Annotated in this window: 19 protein-coding genes; 17 read left to right on the plus strand and 2 right to left on the minus strand. The window is 45.6% G+C overall.

What is annotated here, in order from left to right:
- The first annotated feature begins 37 nt into the window (after positions 1-37).
- The 6 genes from H8704_RS03070 to H8704_RS03095 all read left to right on the plus strand — a co-directional run bounded on the left by H8704_RS03070 (position 38) and on the right by H8704_RS03095 (position 6,052).
- Positions 38-1,570: a serine/threonine protein kinase gene (locus tag H8704_RS03070; RefSeq protein WP_249297287.1), complete on the plus strand. Its 1,533-nt coding sequence runs from the start codon at positions 38-40 to the stop codon at positions 1,568-1,570.
- A gap of 32 nt (positions 1,571-1,602) precedes the next feature.
- The gene (locus H8704_RS03075; protein WP_249297289.1) at positions 1,603-3,012 is read left to right on the plus strand and encodes a hypothetical protein; all 1,410 of its coding nucleotides are present in this window, start codon (positions 1,603-1,605) and stop codon (positions 3,010-3,012) included.
- Positions 3,013-3,151: 139 nt separating this feature from the next.
- Positions 3,152-3,448, plus strand: coding sequence for a thiamine-binding protein (locus H8704_RS03080; protein WP_022464523.1), 297 nt, complete (start codon positions 3,152-3,154; stop codon positions 3,446-3,448).
- Positions 3,420-4,214 carry an ABC transporter permease gene (locus H8704_RS03085; RefSeq protein ID WP_118689266.1) on the plus strand — a complete coding sequence of 265 codons (795 nt, stop codon included), beginning with the start codon at positions 3,420-3,422 and terminating at the stop codon, positions 4,212-4,214. Before H8704_RS03080 ends, H8704_RS03085 begins: the two co-directional genes overlap by 29 nt.
- Positions 4,211-5,227, plus strand: coding sequence for an ABC transporter substrate-binding protein (locus H8704_RS03090; RefSeq protein ID WP_022464521.1), 1,017 nt, complete (start codon positions 4,211-4,213; stop codon positions 5,225-5,227). Before H8704_RS03085 ends, H8704_RS03090 begins: the two co-directional genes overlap by 4 nt.
- 60 nt (positions 5,228-5,287) lie before the next feature.
- Positions 5,288-6,052: an ABC transporter ATP-binding protein gene (locus H8704_RS03095; RefSeq protein WP_118678989.1), complete on the plus strand. Its 765-nt coding sequence runs from the start codon at positions 5,288-5,290 to the stop codon at positions 6,050-6,052.
- A 94-nt stretch (positions 6,053-6,146) separates the two neighbouring features.
- Here the strand turns inward: H8704_RS03095 and H8704_RS03100 are convergent, their stop codons facing one another.
- The gene (locus H8704_RS03100) at positions 6,147-8,195 is read right to left on the minus strand and encodes an HD domain-containing phosphohydrolase (protein WP_022464519.1); all 2,049 of its coding nucleotides are present in this window, start codon (positions 8,193-8,195) and stop codon (positions 6,147-6,149) included.
- Between the two features lie 208 nt (positions 8,196-8,403).
- On the opposite strand from H8704_RS03100, the gene H8704_RS03105 reads away from it, so the two are divergent.
- The 5 genes from H8704_RS03105 to H8704_RS03125 all read left to right on the plus strand — a co-directional run bounded on the left by H8704_RS03105 (position 8,404) and on the right by H8704_RS03125 (position 13,079).
- The gene (locus H8704_RS03105) at positions 8,404-8,811 is read left to right on the plus strand and encodes a hypothetical protein (protein ID WP_118678993.1); all 408 of its coding nucleotides are present in this window, start codon (positions 8,404-8,406) and stop codon (positions 8,809-8,811) included.
- Positions 8,808-9,827: a hypothetical protein gene (locus H8704_RS03110; protein WP_118678995.1), complete on the plus strand. Its 1,020-nt coding sequence runs from the start codon at positions 8,808-8,810 to the stop codon at positions 9,825-9,827. Before H8704_RS03105 ends, H8704_RS03110 begins: the two co-directional genes overlap by 4 nt.
- Positions 9,828-9,859: 32 nt before the next feature.
- A complete protein-coding gene (gene cdaA / locus H8704_RS03115; RefSeq protein WP_022464516.1) occupies positions 9,860-10,741 on the plus strand; it encodes a diadenylate cyclase CdaA in 882 nt (293 codons plus the stop codon).
- Between the two features lie 74 nt (positions 10,742-10,815).
- Positions 10,816-12,213 (plus strand): CdaR family protein, encoded by a 1,398-nt coding sequence (locus H8704_RS03120; RefSeq protein ID WP_249297291.1) that lies wholly within the window; start codon positions 10,816-10,818, stop codon positions 12,211-12,213.
- The gene (locus tag H8704_RS03125) at positions 12,210-13,079 is read left to right on the plus strand and encodes a hypothetical protein (protein WP_249297292.1); all 870 of its coding nucleotides are present in this window, start codon (positions 12,210-12,212) and stop codon (positions 13,077-13,079) included. Before H8704_RS03120 ends, H8704_RS03125 begins: the two co-directional genes overlap by 4 nt.
- On the opposite strand, the gene typA is transcribed toward H8704_RS03125, so the two are convergent.
- Complete coding sequence (typA, locus tag H8704_RS03130; RefSeq protein ID WP_022464513.1) at positions 13,076-14,914, minus strand: translational GTPase TypA; 1,839 nt, start codon at positions 14,912-14,914, stop codon at positions 13,076-13,078. The genes H8704_RS03125 and typA overlap by 4 nt on opposite strands.
- Before the next feature lie 374 nt (positions 14,915-15,288).
- Between typA and H8704_RS03135 the strand changes: the two genes are divergently transcribed.
- The 6 genes from H8704_RS03135 (at position 15,289) to ribD (ending at position 19,945) form a co-directional block, all read left to right on the plus strand.
- Positions 15,289-15,930: a single-stranded DNA-binding protein gene (locus H8704_RS03135; RefSeq protein WP_022464512.1), complete on the plus strand. Its 642-nt coding sequence runs from the start codon at positions 15,289-15,291 to the stop codon at positions 15,928-15,930.
- Between the two features lie 136 nt (positions 15,931-16,066).
- Positions 16,067-16,567 carry a cob(I)yrinic acid a,c-diamide adenosyltransferase gene (locus tag H8704_RS03140; RefSeq protein WP_022464511.1) on the plus strand — a complete coding sequence of 167 codons (501 nt, stop codon included), beginning with the start codon at positions 16,067-16,069 and terminating at the stop codon, positions 16,565-16,567.
- Between the two features lie 75 nt (positions 16,568-16,642).
- Complete coding sequence (gene dapB, locus H8704_RS03145; RefSeq protein WP_249297295.1) at positions 16,643-17,398, plus strand: 4-hydroxy-tetrahydrodipicolinate reductase; 756 nt, start codon at positions 16,643-16,645, stop codon at positions 17,396-17,398.
- 88 nt (positions 17,399-17,486) lie between these two features.
- The gene (locus H8704_RS03150; RefSeq protein ID WP_249297297.1) at positions 17,487-18,068 is read left to right on the plus strand and encodes a CvpA family protein; all 582 of its coding nucleotides are present in this window, start codon (positions 17,487-17,489) and stop codon (positions 18,066-18,068) included.
- A gap of 24 nt (positions 18,069-18,092) precedes the next feature.
- On the plus strand, positions 18,093-18,740 hold the full coding sequence (locus H8704_RS03155; RefSeq protein WP_249297299.1) for an epoxyqueuosine reductase QueH: 648 nt from the start codon (positions 18,093-18,095) through the stop codon (positions 18,738-18,740).
- A 122-nt stretch (positions 18,741-18,862) separates the two neighbouring features.
- Complete coding sequence (gene ribD, locus H8704_RS03160; protein ID WP_249297301.1) at positions 18,863-19,945, plus strand: bifunctional diaminohydroxyphosphoribosylaminopyrimidine deaminase/5-amino-6-(5-phosphoribosylamino)uracil reductase RibD; 1,083 nt, start codon at positions 18,863-18,865, stop codon at positions 19,943-19,945.
- Positions 19,946-20,044 lie beyond the last annotated feature (99 nt).

Consider the following 20,044-nt stretch of genomic DNA (forward strand, 5'->3'; position numbering starts at 1 on the left):
AAAAAATGACAAGAGATAAAACTGAAGTTGGTGGATTATGAAAGTAAATGGGAGAGAACGCTGTATAGGCTGTATGAAGCTGCTGGATGCAGATGGAAAATGTCCACATTGTGGATTTTTACAGGCTGGTTATGAGCCGATCCCGCGCTGTCTGCGGCCGGGTACATATCTGAAGGATCGATATATGCTTGGACGTGTACTGGGAGAGGGGAGCTTTGGTATCAGCTATATTGCATGGGATTGTCTGCTGGATACTGTAGTGGCGATCAAAGAATATTTTCCGGCCAGTCTCGTCAGCAGACATGTCAGTGAAGACGGAGATCGCAATGTATACATCTACGAGAAGGCAGAAAAGCAGAAATATCAGGAAAGTCTGGAAAAATATCTTGGAGAGGCCAAGAGTTTGTCTGCATTTTATGATCTGGATGGTATTGTATCCGTAAGGGATTTTTTTTATGAGAATAATACGGCGTATATCATTATGGGGTATGTGGATGGCGTCAGTGTCAAGGAATATGTAGAAAAAAACGGTCCGATTGAAGGAGAGAAGCTCTTAAATATGCTGGAGCCGGTGATCTGTTCCCTGATGAAGGTTCATCAGACCGGGGTTTTACACAGGGATATCAGTCCGGACAATATTCTGCTGACACGGGATGAACGTCTTGTTCTGATTGATTTTGGAGCAGCCCGCAGAGAAAATATCAATATGACCAGAAGCATGACTGTGGTGTTTAAGCGGGGATTTTCACCGGAGGAACAGTACCGGACCAGAGGCAGGCAGGGAGCCTGGACGGACGTGTATGCACTATGTGCAACGGTTTATTACGCATTGACCGGAAAAACTCCGGATGAATCCATTCAGAGAATGCTGGAGGATGATATGCCATCTCTGATGGATATGTCGGAGCTGTCATTGGGCCTGCCACAGAAGAAAGCGTTGATGAAGGGGCTTACTGTGGATTTTCATCACCGTTATCAGACCATGGGAGAATTATATCGGGGGTTGTATCAGGAGGAAGAGAAACGATTTCTCTTTGGCCGTTACTGGAAGGTGGCCGGAGTCACTGCAGGCATCGTGATTCTGGCTGTGGCGGCAGGCTTTCCGGGGTCAGGGGGACGCAGTACCAAAATAATGCCGGCTGCTTCACCGGCTGTGGTACAGACAGCAGAAGCGTCTGTTACAGCGGTTCCTTTTACCACCGGCATTCAGGAATATAAAATGGCCAGCTTTACCGGAATGAAAAAGAAAGCGGCCGCCGGGAAGCTGAAACGGCAGGACAAATCAATTTCGATCCAATGGATCTATAAATACAGCGATAAGGTGAAAAAGGGAAAAATCATTTCGCAGAGTATTGCAAAAGGGACGAAATATTCTGAGGGAACGTATCAGAAAATAGTATTTACTGTCAGCAAAGGTAAAAAGAAGGTTTCCGTGTCGGCAAAGACCAAAGCTACGGCACAGATAAGAACAAGTGCCCCGACACAGGCAGCACCCCGTAAAAATACTACGACCTCATCCAAAAAGCAGACGGGAAAGAGCGGTATCGAGTTTGAGGGAGCGATTCCGTAAAGATAAAACAATATGAATAATAGGAGAAAACAATGGGAACGCATAGAAAAACATTTACTATGGCTTTATTAAATATAAAACGAGAGAAGCAGTTTCAGGATTTTACGGACTTTATTATGGAAAAGCTGAATATTGCGGGGGATGGTGAAATTACAGACGATATGCGCAAAAGTGCATACCGGGCGTTTCGGACCCGGACCGGCAAAGAAGATTTTGCAACGCTTCCAACCATACGAAAATGGTTTGGAATTGGCGGTACGGCAGTACCGGACCGGGAGCAGGTATATCAGATCTGTATGGCTATGGGACTGTCTATGGAGGATTGTCAGGAATATCTTGTTTATGGAATCCATGAGCCGGCATTTCAGGTAAACGATTACCGGGAAGTGATATTGGTTTATGGTCTCGAAAATAAAAAGAATTATCAGGAATGTCAGGAGATGATCCGGGATTTCGAAGAGAGATTAAGCCATGTTATGACATTTGAACAAACCTGCGGTACACAGACATTGATGGGAGAATTTCAAGGGAGAAAAAATCTGCCCTGGGAAGAATTCCGGGAATGGATGATGGAGAATGCAGCCAGTTTTAAAGGCTACAGCAAGACAACACTGGATTATTTCCGAAAATACAAAAAGCTTATTTTGCAGTACGCCAAAAAGGATGCCCAGGAGGAACTGGAACGTCTGTTATCGGAAACAGATTATGCAGTATGGTGTCAGAGAAGACTGCTAAATCCACAGCATTATCAGAAGAATGTCCGTAAGTATGTGAATGCGCAGTCCAAGGGAAAGAAAAGAAACCTGTCGGATGGCTTAAAGGCGAGTATTACCGAGCTTTGTTCCCTGGCATATACGGAGAAGGAATCCAATGCCAGACTTTTGTCTGAGGTGTTTCAGACTGAGGGAGAGGGAGCTGAGGAGGCTCCGGAGTTTCAGTCGGTGAATTCCATGACGGAGAAGCATTTGTCGGATCTTTTAAATGTGCCGCTTCATAAAGAACGCTTTTTTCGGACCCGACAGGCAGAACTGACTCTTTCTAATCTGGCTGATGAAGATAAGTGTCCGGAGTGGATCATACAGCTGCAGCGGGAATATGGACGGAGACCGCAGGAGCTTCGTACGGCAGGGGAGGCAAAGAGGTGGCTTACACAATACCGGCGGGAAAATAAACGTCGTTGTCTTCAGATACAGCGAGAGGATATTCTGCCGTTAATTATGTATGTGGCACAGCACAGATATCTGGATATGATTGGCCAGGATATGTCTGCTTACAAGCAGAAGGATGCATTGGAGATGTTTAAGGTGCTGGCGGATTCTACCCTTGCGGCGTGTAATATGGGCCGCCTGAATCAAAACTATGAGCTGGATGCGGTGTTATGTGCCTGCTATCAACAGGAAGAGATGTTTGGTTATGCGGAGCTGCTGGAGTTAAGCAATTAGACGGCTTATTTTTTCAACAAGAGTGTGGATGGCAGCAGGTCATTGACAAAGTTTTAATTATGTGTATAATTTTAGCAGAAATTCTGGAAGAAATTTATAGAAAATGTATTCCATGACATATTATGAAAGGAAAAAAATCATGAACGCAAGTGTAGCAATTCAGGTATTACCAAATGTAACAGATGATGAGGAAGTGATCCGTATTGTAGATGAGGTGATCGCTTATATTAAAAGCTTTGGGCTTTCCACATCTGTGGGTCCTTTTGAGACAACTATAGAAGGAGATTATGATCAGCTCATGGAGATCGTAGCGGGATGTCAGAAGGTTGCGATTGCAGCCGGTGGATGTGATCAGATATCTACTTATGTCAAAATTGTATACAAACCGGAGGGTGAGGTACTGAGTATTGAAAAGAAAGTTACAAAGCATCACTAATGCACTAATTCCGGCATCAGCAGTGATTCTGCTGCTGATCATCTGGCAGGTATTATGTCTGGCGGGGGTACTTCCGGGATATATGCTTCCGTCGCCGTGGCAGGTAGTTCAGGCATTTGTAAAGGATTTTCCATTGATGGCGGGGCATATGTGGACCACGCTTTTTGAGGCGTTTGCCGGGCTGGGGATAGGAATTGTCATGGGATTTGTTGTGGCATTTTTGATGCAGCGGTTTCACGCACTTTATCGGGCATTTTATCCGATCCTGGTGATCACACAGACGATCCCGACGCTGGCAATCGCACCACTTCTGGTGCTGTGGCTGGGATATAACACAGCGCCAAAGATTACTCTGGTTGTGATCATGACATTTTTCCCGATCACTGTGGGATTGTTAGATGGCTTTAAGGAGGCAGATCCTGATGCGGTACGTCTGCTGCAGGCGATGGGAGCATCCAAAACACAGATATTTTTCCATATTATGCTGCCATCCGGACTGGGGCATTTTTTTGCCGGTCTGAGAATGTCTGTTTCCTATGCTGTGGTGGGGGCAGTAGTGGCGGAATGGCTGGGCGGTTTTTCCGGTCTCGGTGTCTATATGACAAGGGTAAAAAAGTCTTATGCCTATGACAGAATGTTTGCAGTCATCTTTTTGATCACGGCTATCAGTATCCTGTTGATGAAGCTTGTGGATATAGTTCAGTATTTTGTGATGCCCTGGAAAAGGGATGACAGATCAAAAACGAAAATGGAGGAATATAAATGAAAAAGTTTATGGCGGTCATGTTGTCAGCATGTATGGCCTTTTCTCTTTGTGCCTGCGGAAATACCGCTACAGAGAGAAATTCTGATGCAACAGCCGAAAAATCAACAAAGAATTCAAAGAAGATAACTATGGTCCTGGACTGGACTCCCAATACCAATCACACAGGTATTTATGTAGCACAGGAAAAGGGATATTTTAAAGAGGCCGGACTGGATGTATCGGTAATACAGCCGCCGGATAATGGAGCAACGGATCTTGTGGCATCCGGTGGAGCGGAGTTTGGAATTGATTTTCAGGATACTCTCGCTGCAGCTTTCAGCAGTGACAGTCCATTGCCGGTGACTGCGGTGGCTGCAATTTTACAGCATAATACTTCCGGATTAATCTCATTAAAAAAGAAGGGGATTGACAGTCCGGGGAAGCTGGAGGGGCATTCCTATGCAACGTGGGATTCTCCGATTGAACAGGCGGTTCTGAAAAATGTGGTAGAAAAGGATGGGGGAGATTTCAGCAGGGTGAAATTAATCTCCACTTATGTTGAGGATATTGTAGCGGCACTTCATGCGGATATTGAATCGGTGTGGATTTATTACGGCTGGGATGGTGTGAAATGCGATATGGAAGGTCTTTCCACAAATTTCCTGCCATTTGCGGATATGAATCCAACCTTCGATTATTATAGTCCGGTGATCATTGGCAACAATGATTATATGAAGAAAAATCCGGATACCACAAAGGCATTTTTATCTGCGGTCAAAAAGGGGTATGAATATGCGGCCGGGAATCCGTCAGATGCAGCAGATATTTTGCTGAAGGCAGTACCGGAGCTGGATGAGAAGCTGGTACAGAAAAGTCAGGAATATCTGAGTAAACAGTATATTGCCGATGCGGCACAGTGGGGCGAGATCGATGCGAACCGCTGGAATGGTTTTTATCAGTGGCTCAATGAAAATAAGCTGGTGGATAATGCATTGGATGAAAATGCCGGATTTACTATGGATTATTTGAAGTAGCCGGCAATTTTGTGTCTGCAGCCCCCTATATGCGGGCTGGGAAAGGGATGTAGAAGTAAGATGAGGCTTGTTGTGGAAAATGTGTCGAAATCTTTTGGAGACAAAAAAGTACTGGAATCCGTTTCATTGACGCTGGAGGAAGGAGAGATCGTCTGTATTCTGGGTGCCAGCGGAGTTGGAAAAAGTACATTGTTCCACATTATTTCGGGGCTGTTGATGCCCGATGAGGGCAGAGTGCTTCTGGACGGAGAGGATGTGACTGGAAAGCCGGGGAAGATCAGCTATATGCTGCAGAAGGATATGATGCTTCCGTACAAAACTGTTTTGGATAATGTGGCACTTCCGTTGATAATCAAAAAAACGTCAGGGGAGGGGAAGATTTGGCCCTGGAGACGCATAAGAACAGCGAGAGAGAAAGCAGCAGCTTATTTTGAGGAGTTTGGTCTTTCCGGATATGAAAAGAAATATCCGGCTCAGCTGTCGGGAGGCATGCGTCAGAGAGCCGCGTTGTTGCGGACGTATCTGTTTTCACAGGAGGTTGCGCTGCTGGATGAGCCCTTTAGTGCACTGGATACTATTACCAAGGGGAAAATGCACCAGTGGTATTTATCAATTATGGAAGAAATCCATATGTCAACGCTGTTCATTACCCATGATATGGATGAGGCAATTATATTGTCTGACCGGATCTATATTCTGGGAGGGACACCGGCTGTGATACAGGATGAGATCACAGTGTCAGGAAAGAAGCCGGGAGCAGAGGAGTTTAAGATCTCTCCGGAATTTTTGGAATATAAAAAAAGAATTCTGGAATATATACAATAAAATGTGAATGAATAAAGGCTGAGAGAGTTGCAGAGTGAATGAAAGTTCACCGGGACTGTCTCAGTCTTTTGGATTATGGATTTATTTGCAATGGCTATACCTGAGCCTTGTGGTTATTATATAATGCCTTTTCTATCTCCGGCCGGATCGTCAGGAATGCTGCAAGCACCTCCGGATCAAAATGGGAGCCGCTGGATTCCTCCAGAATACGAAATGCCTGATCGGCAGAATAGGCTTCCTTGTAGATCCGCTTGCTTGTGAGGGCATCAAAGACATCCACGATTGCCATGATCCGGGCACACAGAGGAATTTCTTCGCCACACAGATGGCATGGATAACCGCTGCCATCCCATTTCTCGTGATGGAATAATGCCATATCGTGTGCAATCTGGAGATAATCATTATCCTCGATGTTGGTCAGGGTATCCCGGATAATCTCACTGCCTTCCAGGGCGTGGCACTTAATCTTTTCGAACTCGTCATTGTCCAGTCTCCCCGGTTTATTCAGAATGACATCGGATACCTTGATCTTGCCAATGTCATGAAGAGGTGCTGCTTTACACATTAACGTCTGATATTTTTTGGTCAACAGCTCGGAATATTTTGGCATGGTTGCCATGTACTGCACAAGGATACGGAGATATTCGCTGGTCCGTTTAATATGTTGTCCGGTGCAGGTATCACGGGATTCCACCAGATCCGCGAAGCTTACGATAATTTTATTTTGTACATCACGAAGCTTTTTGTTGGATGCCTGCAGGTTGTTCTTTTGCAGATACATTCCAATACAGTTGTTCAGATTGGAAACAAAACGCTGCATACGGTGCAGTCCATAGCCATATCCCTGATATCTGCTGCGGTCGGCAAAGATTGCTGTGTATCCGTAAACCTCCTGCTGGTGATGCAGACAGGATATTACAAGAGGAGCGGGCTGGGCAAAAAAGGCGGACCAGTCAGGAATCAGTTCTCCCGACTGGATTGGGAGACTTTTATTATAATTCAGATCATCAAAACAGAATTTGGCATCCACGACCGGGGTAAACACCAAATCGTCAGAAGGTTCCAGATGATCCTGTATATCAAAATCCGCATTGGTGCAGATATATCCGTCAAATGGGATATAGTAACGTGAGATGGTATGCAGATCAGTGATGCTTTTCAGATTGGTCATTTTGGCGTTCATATTATTCATCGAACGATTGTAATTGACGGAATCATTCATCTGGGCATACAGTGTATTGATGGAACGGTTGATGTTCAGCATCCTGCACTGACGGCAGCCACAGGATTCGGAAGGATCAAAAGTGTATGGAAAGGTATAGTGTGTCTCGTGGGTGGAAGCCTGCAGGATTTGTTCCAGGATCTCTCCCACATATCTGGCAAAAGCATCCATATCCCTGCGGCAGGTGGTGATACGGGGATAGTTGCATTTCTCCTGCTCAATCCCATCAAATCCCGTTACGGTGACCTGCTCCGGAATGGCGATATTGTTTTCAGATAAAATATCACATACGGTGATGGCCATGCTGTCGTTAATACAGACAATGGCTTCCGGAAGTTCCGCCTGTTGAAGAAATGTTTCCATTACCTTCCGGGTCGGCTGGGCATAAAAATTACCATAGCCCAGTTGGCTCTCATCAAAAGGAATGTTATGATCTGCCAGTATTTCCCGGAAGATCTGTACTCTGTGCTCGGAGATTGGATTGTCTTTGATGCCCGCAATACAATTGATCCGGGTAAAATGGTGATCTTCCACCAGATGAAGCACCAGCCGTTCGAAGGCATCACTTTCATCAAAGCTGATCTGGATCGTACCCTCCGGCCGGGTATCACTGTCGATCAGAAGAACCGGTGTTCCGTTCTGTCTGGCGCGGTTAATGATCTGATTCTGGATCTCGTCGTTTTTAATGGTTCTTGACATTATTAAAACAGCATCGATATAATCGTGATTTAATAATTGAAACAAATGGGCTTCCCCTTCGTCGAAAGCGTTTTTGAGAAAGAAATCGGTGCAGCTGTCAAAAATGATCATACGCCATCCGATTTCAGAGAGTGCCTCGTTTAACGGGTATAATATACTTTGGATATCATCGTTCTGCATTTCGGCAACACAAACGGCTGCTATTTTCTTGTTCTGGATCATGATTGGGGCTCCCTTCAAAATTATCGTTATTAGTTTATCATATTTCAATGGAAACAGACATACCCGGAGACGTGATTTTATGTAAAAAATTTCCTTCTTTTTTTATCTAAATTGTACAAGAAAGAGTTGAAATCGGAAAATCTACATGTTATGATGAAATATGGTTAAAGTCTCTGAAAATGTGATCATGAAGGGAAATGGGATTCGTATGGTAAACGAGGAAAAGCTTCGGATTATGGTAAATCTGGCAAGGTATGAGCAGGAGCCGCTGCACACGGAGCTGAAGGAAGCAGGCTATTACAGAATAGATTATATACGTTCTCATTTACTGGTGACTCTTTGGAGCTATTCTGTTGCATATGTGCTGGTGTTGTTTTTGATTGCATTGTACCATTTTGAATATCTTTTATCTAAAGTCAGATTACCTGAAATAGGCAGTCTTGCAGCGGGAGCACTTGCTGTTTATCTGTTGATCCTGTTAGGCTGTGCCTTTTTTACGGTAATTATTTATTCGGCCAAATACCATCGCATTCAGAATAAACGCAGAGCATATCTGGCAGAGCTTAAAAAAATGGAATTATTTTATGAACAGAGCAGGGAGGTAAGCGGAGAATGACGCATTTATTGGTGATTAGAGAACGGCTGATCCGGTTTTATCAGGATCACGCCCGGATAGTGAATGCGCTTTTTCGACTGCTCCTTTCTTTTATTACATTTTTTTCGATCAATCAGCTGGTGGGGTACAATCCGGTTTTAAAATCATGGTATGTGATTGTGGCGTTTTCGGTAGTGAATACGGTGCTGCCGATGTCGGTGCTATTGTTTCTTGCCGCTGCATATACTGTTTTTCATGTGTATTATGTATCCGTTTCCCTTGCATTAGTCATTCTGCTGATCTTTCTGATTGCATATCTGATCTATCTGCGCTTTTTACCGGAACACGGTTATGTGATCCTGGCAGTTCCGATTTTGTATGGACTACATCTGCCATATCTGGTGCCAATCCTTCTGGGGCTGATCGGTGCACCGGTGGCTGTGATCCCTATGAGCTGCGGGGTGGTCTGTTATTATACGATCAAGTGTATTACCACGGTGATCGGTACCGCTACCGAGGAAAGTATGGTATTATTTAATCAGGCGTTCCAGATGATATTTTCCAATAAAGAGATGTATCTTGTTATTGCGGTTTTTGCCATCGTGATGGTTATCGTAAATATGATCTGCAGCCAGGAGTTTCATTATGTCTATGAAACAGCAATTGTTGCGGGAGTGATCGTTAATATCCTGCTGATCCTGGTGCTGAGTTTTCCGTTCAATATACAGGTACATGTCGTATATCTTCTGGTACAATCTGTCATCTGCGGAATACTTGCGTGGCTGATACAGTTCTTTCAGCTTGTGTTAAATTATTCGGCTGTGGAGTATCTTCAGTTTGAAGATGATGAATACTGTTATTATGTCAAGGCTGTGCCGAAAATGAACATTGCAGTAGGAGAAAAGAGAGTCAAACGATTTAATGCCCACTTGCTGGGAGAAGGACGTTTTGGCGTTTCATCAAAGAAAGCAGAGAGTGAGTCCGGGCAGATCCGATCGGAACAAACGGCGAAGACCGGATCAGGTGAAGAAAAATAAAAATAACAGGATAAACGGGATTAGGAGGAAGTATGAACTCTATTGTTGCATCCTTAAAGGAATATATACATGTGATCAATTTACCCAAGGTATCAGTGATAGATATTTTGGAGATTGTGATACTGGCATTTGTGATCTATCATGTAGCATTGTGGATTAAAAATACAAGAGCATGGATGCTGTTAAAGGGAATTATTGTTCTTTTGGCGTGTTATGTGATCGCATACATTCTGCGGATGAATGTTATTGTCTGGATCTTTGAGAGGACGATCTCCATTGGTATTACGGCACTGATGATCGTATTCCAGCCAGAGCTTCGCCGGGCGTTGGAAGAACTTGGACAGAAAAAGATCGTTTCTACATTGATTCCATTTGATGATACCCGAAATCAAAATGAGCGTTTTTCAGAGCGCAGTATTAATGAGATCGTGAAGGCAACGGTAGAAATGGCCAAGGCGAAGACGGGAGCCCTGATCATAATGGAAAAGGACATTGATCTGTCCGAATACGAAAGGACAGGAATTGAACTGGATTCCACCATTAGCAGTCAGCTTCTGGTTAATATTTTTGAGCATAATACCCCTCTTCACGATGGAGCCGTGATCATTCGGGGGGACAGGATCGTGTCGGCGACCTGTTATCTGCCTTTGTCCGACAATATGGGGTTGTCAAAGGAGCTTGGAACCAGACATCGTGCCGGTGTGGGAATCAGCGAGGTGACGGACAGCCTGACGATCATTGTTTCCGAGGAGACAGGCAGGATTTCTGTTGCAGTGGGAGGAAAGCTTTTGCGGAATATTGACGGAGATCTGCTGCGAAAGAAGTTGACAGAAATGCAGGGGAAATCAGGAGATGATACAGAAAAGAAACGCTGGAAGGGGCTGCGCCGTACAGATAGCGGCAGGGCAGAGTAACCGGCGGGGATGATACATGTAGCTTTGTGGCGGAAGGACAGATACCACACAGTTGGAAAGGCATGGTTAGAGATATGGATAACAAGCAGGAGAAAAGCATACGGCATAACAATTCCGGGGATACAGGACATAAGGATTTTGTACAGAAATATATCATCAATAATATAGGAATTAAGCTGCTTGCCCTTGCTACGGCGATTGTGGTCTGGGTGGCAATCGTAAATATTGAAGATCCTTATAAGGAACGGATCTTTAATGTAGAGGTTGAAACCATCAATGAGGATGCACTTTCCTCTGTCAATAAGGTATATGAAATTATTGAGGGAAGCACGGCACAAGTCCGGGTAAAGGGCAAAAAAAGCATTGTAGACAGACTGAAAGCCGACGATATCCGTGCTACGGCGGATCTCTCTGATCTGTCGGCAGTTAATGCGGTGGCCATTGTGCCGGAATTAAAGAAAACAGTATCTGACGAGCCGGTATTGGAGTGTAATAGTGTGTTGAAGGTCTCTCTGGAGGATAAGGCCAGCAAACAGATCAAGGTTACAGTAGTAACGAACGGTACGCCACAGGCCGGATACAGTGTGGGGGAATGTCTGGCAAGTCCCAACATGCTGGAGGTGACAGGTGGTAAGGGTGTGATCGACAAGATTGATTCTGTTCGTGTAACGGTCAATGTCAGCGGAATCGGTGAGAACTTAAAAAAGAGAGTTACCCCGGTTGCATATGATGCGGATGGAAAGGTGATCGAGTCCAGTACCCTGAATTATGGAGTGCGTAAGGTCCGGGTGAATGTCCAGGTATTAAAGACCAAGACAATACCTGTCAATATAAAGATAACCGGAAAACCGGCATCGGGATATGAGTTTGTGGATGCGGAGTGCCAGCCGGAGACCATACAGGTGGCAGGTGGTAAAAAGGATCTTGCCAATATCAGCGAGGTCAATGTGCCGGTGGATATTACCGGAATGCAGAGTACCACAGGTTCTGTGGAACAAAATATCAGCATTCAGGATTACCTGCCGGATGGTGTGTCTGTGCTGGCCGATTATGCACAGGTGTCTCTGCGGATCGGCATTGAAAAGCTGATGAGCAAAAAAATATCCATTCCGGTGAAGGATATTAAATTCGCTTCCCTGTCGGATCATCTGGCAGCACGTATTGTTGGGGACAGAGATGTGGTCAGCATAACGATCCAGGGAATCTCTTCTGTTCTGGATGAGATTACTGTGGATGATTACAGTGCCTATGTCGATTGCGAAGGACTGCGTCGTGGAAAGCACCGTCTGAAGGTTCATCTGGATCTGAGGGATAGCAGTGCGATTGTAAAGACGGAGTATGTGACGGTAAAGATTGAAAAGGATGATAATGCTGAAGACAAGTCAGACAGCAGCGCAACGGAGGAACCCGGGGCAACAGAAGCTCCGACGCAGACACCGGCGGATAAAACGGATGAGGGAGATAAGGAATGAAGATCATCACCACGGAAGCATTTGTAAAAAACTGGAAATCGTGGGTTCTTGAAAGAAAGGGCAGCCATATGGCTGTCCTTTTGTGCTGCAATGACATATATTTCACGGAAGAGACCTGGCATCAGAAGTTTTTGACAGAATTGCGTCTATATTGTCAGGTAGATCGTATCCCGTGGCAGAAAAATGGGAATGTGGCGGAACGGCTGCGGCAGATCAGACCAGAATATGTGATTGCCATTGGAAATATCAGGATGCTGCAGGAGGTCTGCTGGAATAGAAATCAGGATATTTCCGGCACCGGGGAATATGAAAAAAGACCTCCGGTGGTATTCCTTTCGACAGAGATCATGTGGGAGCAGATGATAAAAAGGGAACTTTTGTGGATTCGTGACCGTGACGGTGTGACATTATATCTGGGAAGAGCCGGATGGCAGGAGGAAGATCTGGTTGTGATACCGCCTGTGCATGGAACGGAGCAGAAGAGAATCTTCACGGCGTTATCCCGGAATGTGACGGAGCTTAAAAAATGCGTGCCGGGAAGCAGAGAGGAGAGAAGAGACAGCCGTTATCTGTGGGAGGAGCTGGCAGAACCATTATGGCTGCGCTATGGAATGCCATTGTGGATGGGAATATTACTGGCGGTACGTTATGTGGATCTATTGACAGAGACAAAGACGGCGAAAAAGCTGGAACAAATACTTGAGAGGAGAAAAGACAGACCGGAGGAGATGCTCTGGATTCCGGCAGAGGACATAGAATTGCTGGTGAATATGGCAATGGCGGGAATAGAAATGCTGCCACAACAGGAACATCTGTCATGGCAGCAGATCAAAGAATTTTATATGAAATTAAGCCGTTCTGTTTAGTTGTTCTGAGCATTTTTCTTGCTGCGGAAACGAAGAGTGGAATCCAGAATCTTCTTACGGATACGGAGGCTGGTTGGAGTGATCTCCAAAAGCTCATCGGTATCAATGAACTCCAGAGCCTCTTCCAGGCTCAGCTTCTTTGGTGGTACAAGCTTTAAGGCATCATCTGCAGAAGAAGATCGTGTGTTGGTGAGATGCTTTGTCTTGCAGACGTTTAACTCAATATCCTCTGCTTTACCATTTTGTCCAATGACCATACCACTGTAAACCTTCTCGCCGGGTCCCACAAAGAGAGTACCACGATCCTGGGCGTTAAACAGACCATAAGCAACAGTCTCGCCGGACTCAAAAGCAATCAGGGATCCCTGTTTTCTATAATTCATATCGCCCTTATATGGACCATACTCTTCGAATGTTGTATTGATAATACCGTTTCCCTTAGTATCTGTCATAAATTCTCCACGATAGCCGATCAGACCTCTGGATGGAATTAAAAATTCCAGTCTGGTATATCCGCCGCCGATGGAACCCATTCCCTGAAGCTCACCTTTACGGTTGCTGAGCTTTTCGATGACGCTTCCGGAGAATTCATCCGGTACATCGATAAATGCACGCTCCATTGGCTCCAGCTTTTTGCCGCGCTCATCCGTGTGATAGAGAACCTCTGCTTTGCTTACGGCAAATTCATAGCCTTCACGGCGCATGTTTTCGATCAGGACAGAGAGATGAAGCTCTCCACGGCCGGATACCTTGAAGCTGTCCATATTATCTGTCTCCTCCACACGAAGGCTGACATCAGAGTTCAACTCGCTGAACAGACGGTCACGCAGATGGCGTGAGGTAACATATTTTCCTTCCTGACCGGCCAGTGGGCTATCGTTTACCATAAAATGCATGGCGATGGTTGGCTCGGAGATCTTCTGGAATGGAATAGCAACCGGATTCTCCGGAGAGCAGATGGTATCTCCGATATGGATATCTGAAATACCGGAAATCGCAACGATGGAACCGATGGTCGCTTCCGGCACCTCTACCTTCTGAAGTCCGTCAAACTCGTAAAGCTTTGTGATGCGGACTCTCTGGGATTTGGAGTCATCATGATGGTTGACAATAACGACATCCTGATTTACTTTTACGGAGCCGTTATCAATCTTGCCGATACCAATACGTCCTACATACTCATTGTAATCAATGGTACTGATCAGTACCTGTGTTCCGGCATCCGGATCGCCCTCCGGAGCAGGAATATAATCAAGGATCGTATCAAACAAAGGAACCATATCTTTGCCCGGTTCATCCGCACTGTAGGAAGCGATACCTTCCTTGGCGGAAGCATAGATAAATGGGCAGTCAAGCTGCTCCTCATTGGCATCCAGATCAATAAAAAGCTCCAGAACCTCGTCTACAACTTCCTCCGGACGTGCCTCCGGACGATCGATCTTGTTGATACATACAATAACCGGAAGCTCTAATTCCAGAGCCTTCTTTAATACAAACTTTGTCTGTGGCATAGCACCCTCAAAGGCATCTACTACCAGAACAACTCCGTTTACCATTTTTAAGACACGCTCTACCTCGCCGCCGAAATCAGCGTGTCCCGGTGTGTCGATAATATTGATCTTAGTATCCTTATAAGTAATGGCTGTATTTTTGGATAAAATTGTAATTCCACGTTCCCGTTCGATATCGCCGGAATCCATGACACGTTCGGCCACCTCCTGGTTGGAGCGGAATACACCACTCTGCTTTAAAAGCTCGTCCACCAGCGTAGTTTTACCATGGTCAACGTGTGCAATAATTGCAATATTTCTGACGTCTTCACGTTTCTGCATCATAATTGTTCAAGTCCTTTCTCAATATGCGGCGATATCTCATCGCTTTTCTCTTTTTTGCAAAATAAATCACCAATACATTAGTATACCGATTGTCACGTCATTATACAAGTAAGAAAAAGTCACAAAAAAATGATGAAGTTTTGCACGAGTTCTGATAAGATTGTAGAAGGAATATGTATTTTTGGGCGAATTGGGTAGGACATTTGTGTCTGGTGATAGCAGACGTCGTGATTTGTCGTCCGGAAGCCCGTTTAAAAACAGGAAAAATGTGGCATAATAGTTCTAGCACCGAAAGGAGCCAAATATACATTTATTAATGAAGTTACAATGCATACGGGACGGGAGACCCGTAAAAGGAAAAGGGAGGAAAAAATATGTTGGATAAGGTTTTTACAAATAACCAGGTGACAATTGCAGGAAGGGTGGTAGGTGAATTTGGGTACAGTCATACGGTATACGGAGAGGACTTCTATACGGTAGATATCGAAGTGAGCCGTCTGAGCAATTCCAATGACATCATTCCGGTTATGGTTTCGGAGAGGATATTGGATGTCCGTGCAGATTACCGTGGGTATGTGCTGCGTGCCAATGGCCAGTTCCGTTCCTATAACCGTCATGAAGAAACAAGAAATCGTCTTGTGTTGTCTGTGTTTGCAAGAGAAGTAGAGATTGTGGAGCCGGAGGAGGAAGAACAGGATCCTAACCATATCTTTCTGGATGGTTATGTCTGTAAAAAGCCGGTATACCGGAAAACGCCGTTGGGGCGTGAGATCGCAGATGTACTACTGGCAGTGAACAGACCGTACGGCAAATCAGATTATATTCCATGTATCTGCTGGGGCAGAAATGCCAGATATGCCGATCAGTTTGAGGTAGGAGCACATGTACAGATCTGGGGCAGAATTCAGAGCAGGGAGTACCAGAAGAAGATCAGCGAAGAAGAATATGAAAAGAGAGTCGCTTATGAGGTTTCTGTCAGCAAGCTGGAATATCAGTCTGATGAGGAGGAAATGTAAAAGAGTGGATTTTTCATTATAAATATGATAGAATGACTGGAGTTAAGGAGTAAATTCTTTGTCTCCGGTCATTTTTTTCGTTTCATAGGGCGTGAACAGACCGGATAAATATACGAAGAAAGTACAGAGGTGAATTATGGACAGGCGTATTGTTCAGGTTTTTTACGGACCGGGAAAGGGAAAGACATCAGCGGCTGTGGGGCAGTGCATCCGTGCCGCAAGTCTTGGTCAGTCTGTGATCATTATCCAGTTCCTGAAGGGAAATGATGCGGAGGAGTTTAATTTTTTGGAGAAGCTGGAGCCGGATATCAAGCTGTTCCGTTTTGAAAAGGAAAAAGAATCATTTTCAGAGCTTCTCGCTTCCCAGAAAAAGGAAGAGACACAGAATATTTTAAATGGTGTAAATTTCGCAAGAAAGGTGATCGATACCGGCGGCTGCGATGTTTTGGTACTGGATGAGATTCTGGGACTGATCGATCTGGAGATCATTACAGTAGAGGATATCATTCATCTGATCGAATTGCGGGATGATTATACCAGACTGGTACTCACCGGACAGAATCTGCCGGAGGAGCTTGTGGAATATATGGATGTGATCTCCAAAATTGAGCTGGAGAAGGATATCACAGTTAATTAAGCAGATATACAGCAGGAAAGTGATCAGGTCTGCAGTATAAAGTGTGCATATATTATGAAAGGCGGGATTGTTCAAATGACAGATATTATTATGGTAGGCTGTAATGGCCGTATGGGACAGATGATTTCAGGACTGGTAAAGGAGGATGCAGATTGCCGGATCGTGGCAGGTATTGACATTGTGGACAATAGAGACAACGGCTATCCGGTGTTTACCGATATTGATGCGTGTGATGTAAAGGCAGATGTTATCATTGATTTTTCTTCTGCCAATGGCTTTGAGAAGCGTATGGATTACGCCGCAAGGACACAGACTCCGATCGTGCAGTGTTCTACCGGTATGAGTGAGGAGCAGCTTTCATATCTGCGCCAGACCGGAGAGAAGGTTGCTGTACTGAAATCAGCCAATATGTCTCTGGGAATCAATCTTTTAATGAAGCTTTTGAAGGAGGCGGCACAGAAGCTTTGTGAAGAGGGTTTTGACGTGGAGATCGTGGAGCAGCATCACAACAAAAAGCTTGATGCGCCATCCGGCACGGCTCTTGCACTGGCAGACTCTGTTAATGAGGCAATGGATAACCGGTTTGAGTATGTTTATGACCGTTCTCAGGTGAGAAAGCAGAGAGACAAAAAGGAGCTTGGTATTTCTGCTGTTCGCGGTGGCACGATTGTGGGAGATCATGAAGTGATCTTTGCCGGTACCGATGAGGTGATCACTTTTAAGCATACGGCATATTCCCGTGCTGTTTTTGCAAAGGGCTCTATCGCCGCTGCAAAGTTCCTGAAGGGAAAGGCTGCAGGCATGTATGATATGGCGGATGTTCTTCTGTAATCGTTTGTGACGGTGGAGAAGATGGCAGAATTGTAATTGCCTGTGCAGATTTTTTCAGGCAGCAGGCTGTCTGGAAATGAGGATTGATATGGATATTACAACGTGCGTTGATGTGATCATCGGAGTTTGTATGCTGGTGTCCGTTCTCGTAGGATATCATAGAGGATTTTTAGTGACCATTGCCCGGATCGTGGCAATGGTTGCTGCATATATAGGGGCAGTTCTGGCGGCCGGAACGCTAAAAAAGATGCTGGCAGAGGCTGTATTTGTGCCTGTACTTGAGAAGCAGATGGGAAGCGGTGCGTTGGCGCTGGCGCAGTTTGCGGGACAGGCTTTGGAACCGGCAGCAGAGGGCATTGCTTACTCCATCGTGTTTTTTGTGGTGTTTGCGGTGTTACAGTTTGTACTGCTGCATAGTATCCGGGCATTAAAGCTGGTGGATCATATTCCGGTACTTGGCACCATGAATAAGCTGGCAGGGGGGATTCTGGGATTTTTCTGGGTATTTATCCTGTGTATGCTGTTTGGAAATGTCTTTTTTACTTATGTACCGGGGGAGCTTCGCTCACAGTGGGGCTTTACGGATCAGAAAGTAAAACAGACGGTTCTGCTCAGTGCGTTTGTGCCGGATCAGACAGAAAAGCGGCATAATAAAGTGTCGGATCAATGATCACAAAAAGGGGTAAATGTAGATATGAATAAAGTGAATTATCAGAGAGAGCTGGATCAGATCATTGATCATCTCCAAAAGGAAGAAAAGGTGCCAAAGCTATTAATGCACAGCTGCTGTGCACCCTGCAGCAGTTATTGTCTTTCCTATCTGGCAGAGTATTTTCATATTACAATCTATTATTATAATCCTAATATTACAGAACAGGCAGAGTATCAGAAGAGGGTAAAGGAGCAGCAGAGACTTCTTGGTGAGCTTCCGGTAAAGTATCCCATTGCGTTTGTGGAAGGGGCATATGAGCCGGAGGTGTTTCTTGCTATGGCAAAGGGCATGGAGCAGCTTCCGGAGGGGGGCGAACGCTGCTTTGCCTGCTATGAGCTGCGGCAGAGAAAGGCGGCAGAGTATGCAAAGGAGCATCACTTTGACTACTTTACCACCACACTTTCTGTCAGTCCCCACAAGAATGCAGCAAAGCTCAATGAAATCGGTCTGCGTCTGGCACAGGAATATGGTATTCCTTATCTGGTGTCGGATTTTAAGAAAAAGGGCGGTTATCTCAAGTCAATTGAGTTGTCGGCTGAGTATCAGCTGTACCGGCAGGATTACTGTGGCTGTGTTTACAGCAAGGCGGCGAGAGAACGGGAAAAGCAGCAGAAGGCATTGGAGTCTTGATGGATGGGCGTGGGAGATATGAAATGTGGAGTTTGAGGGATAGATAACAAGTATATCAGAAGTGCTGTGGAGTTTGAGGGATAGATAACAAATATATCAGAAGAGCCATGGAGGTTTGAAATATGGATGAAAAATATATGAGAAGAGCCATCGAACTGGCCCGCAAGGGAGAGGGACATGTCAATCCCAATCCTCTGGTGGGGGCCGTGATCGTCAGAGATGAAGAAATCCTGGCGGAAGGGTATCATGCCCGTTACGGTGATCTGCATGCAGAACGGAGTGCTTTTGCCAATCTGAAAACAGATGCCACAGGAGCGGAAATGTATGTGACTCTGGAGCCATGCTGTCATTACGGTAAGCAGCCTCCATGTACCCAGGCGATCATAGAGCACGGTATCCGCAAGGTTTATGTGGGCTCCGATGATCCCAATGCACTGGTGGCAGGAAAGGGAATCCGCCAGCTTCAGGACGCGGGGATTACCGTGGAAACCCATGTGCTGAAAGAGGAGTGCGATGCCCTGAATGATGTGTTTTTTCATTATATTACGACCCACACGCCATATGTGGTCATGAAATACGCCATGACTATGGACGGCAAGATCGCCTGTCATACAGGTGCCAGTAAATGGGTGACCGGAGAAGAGGCAAGAGCCCATGTACAGCGCATGCGCAATAAATACACCGGTATTATGGTGGGAGTGCAGACGGTGCTTGCAGATGATCCGCTGCTGACCTGCCGTATTCCGGAAGGGAGAAATCCTATCCGGATCATTTGTGACAGCAGTCTCAGGACGCCTCTTGACAGTCAGATCGTTCGGACGGCAGAAGAAGTAGAAACCATTCTTGCAACAGTGAAGGAGGATCCGGAGCGGATCGCTGCCTATGAGGAAAAGGGAGTGCAGGTGCTTGTGACAAGGCAGAAGGATGGCAGAGTGGATCTTGCGGATCTGATGGAAAAACTGGGAGAACGAAAAATCGACAGCATCCTTCTGGAAGGAGGCGGTACATTAAATTACAGCGCCCTGCAGGCAGGGATCGTGCAGCATGTGCAGGCTTATATTGCGCCGAAGCTGTTTGGAGGGGGGGAGGGATTCACTCCGGTGAGAGGCATAGGCGTGGATGATCCGGCTCAGGCATGGATCCTGACAAACCGCAAAGTAACATCTCTCGGTGAAGATCTTCTGATGGAGGCAGATGTTATATAATTGTGTTGCCGGTGTTACGCCGGAAGAGATCATTCCGGTACACAGTGTGAAGCTCCCGATATTTTTCTTGCAAACCGTAAGCGGCTGTGCTATGATAAG

It is taken from the genome of Jutongia huaianensis, from assembly GCF_014384985.1.
Taxonomy (GTDB): domain Bacteria; phylum Bacillota; class Clostridia; order Lachnospirales; family Lachnospiraceae; genus Jutongia; species Jutongia huaianensis.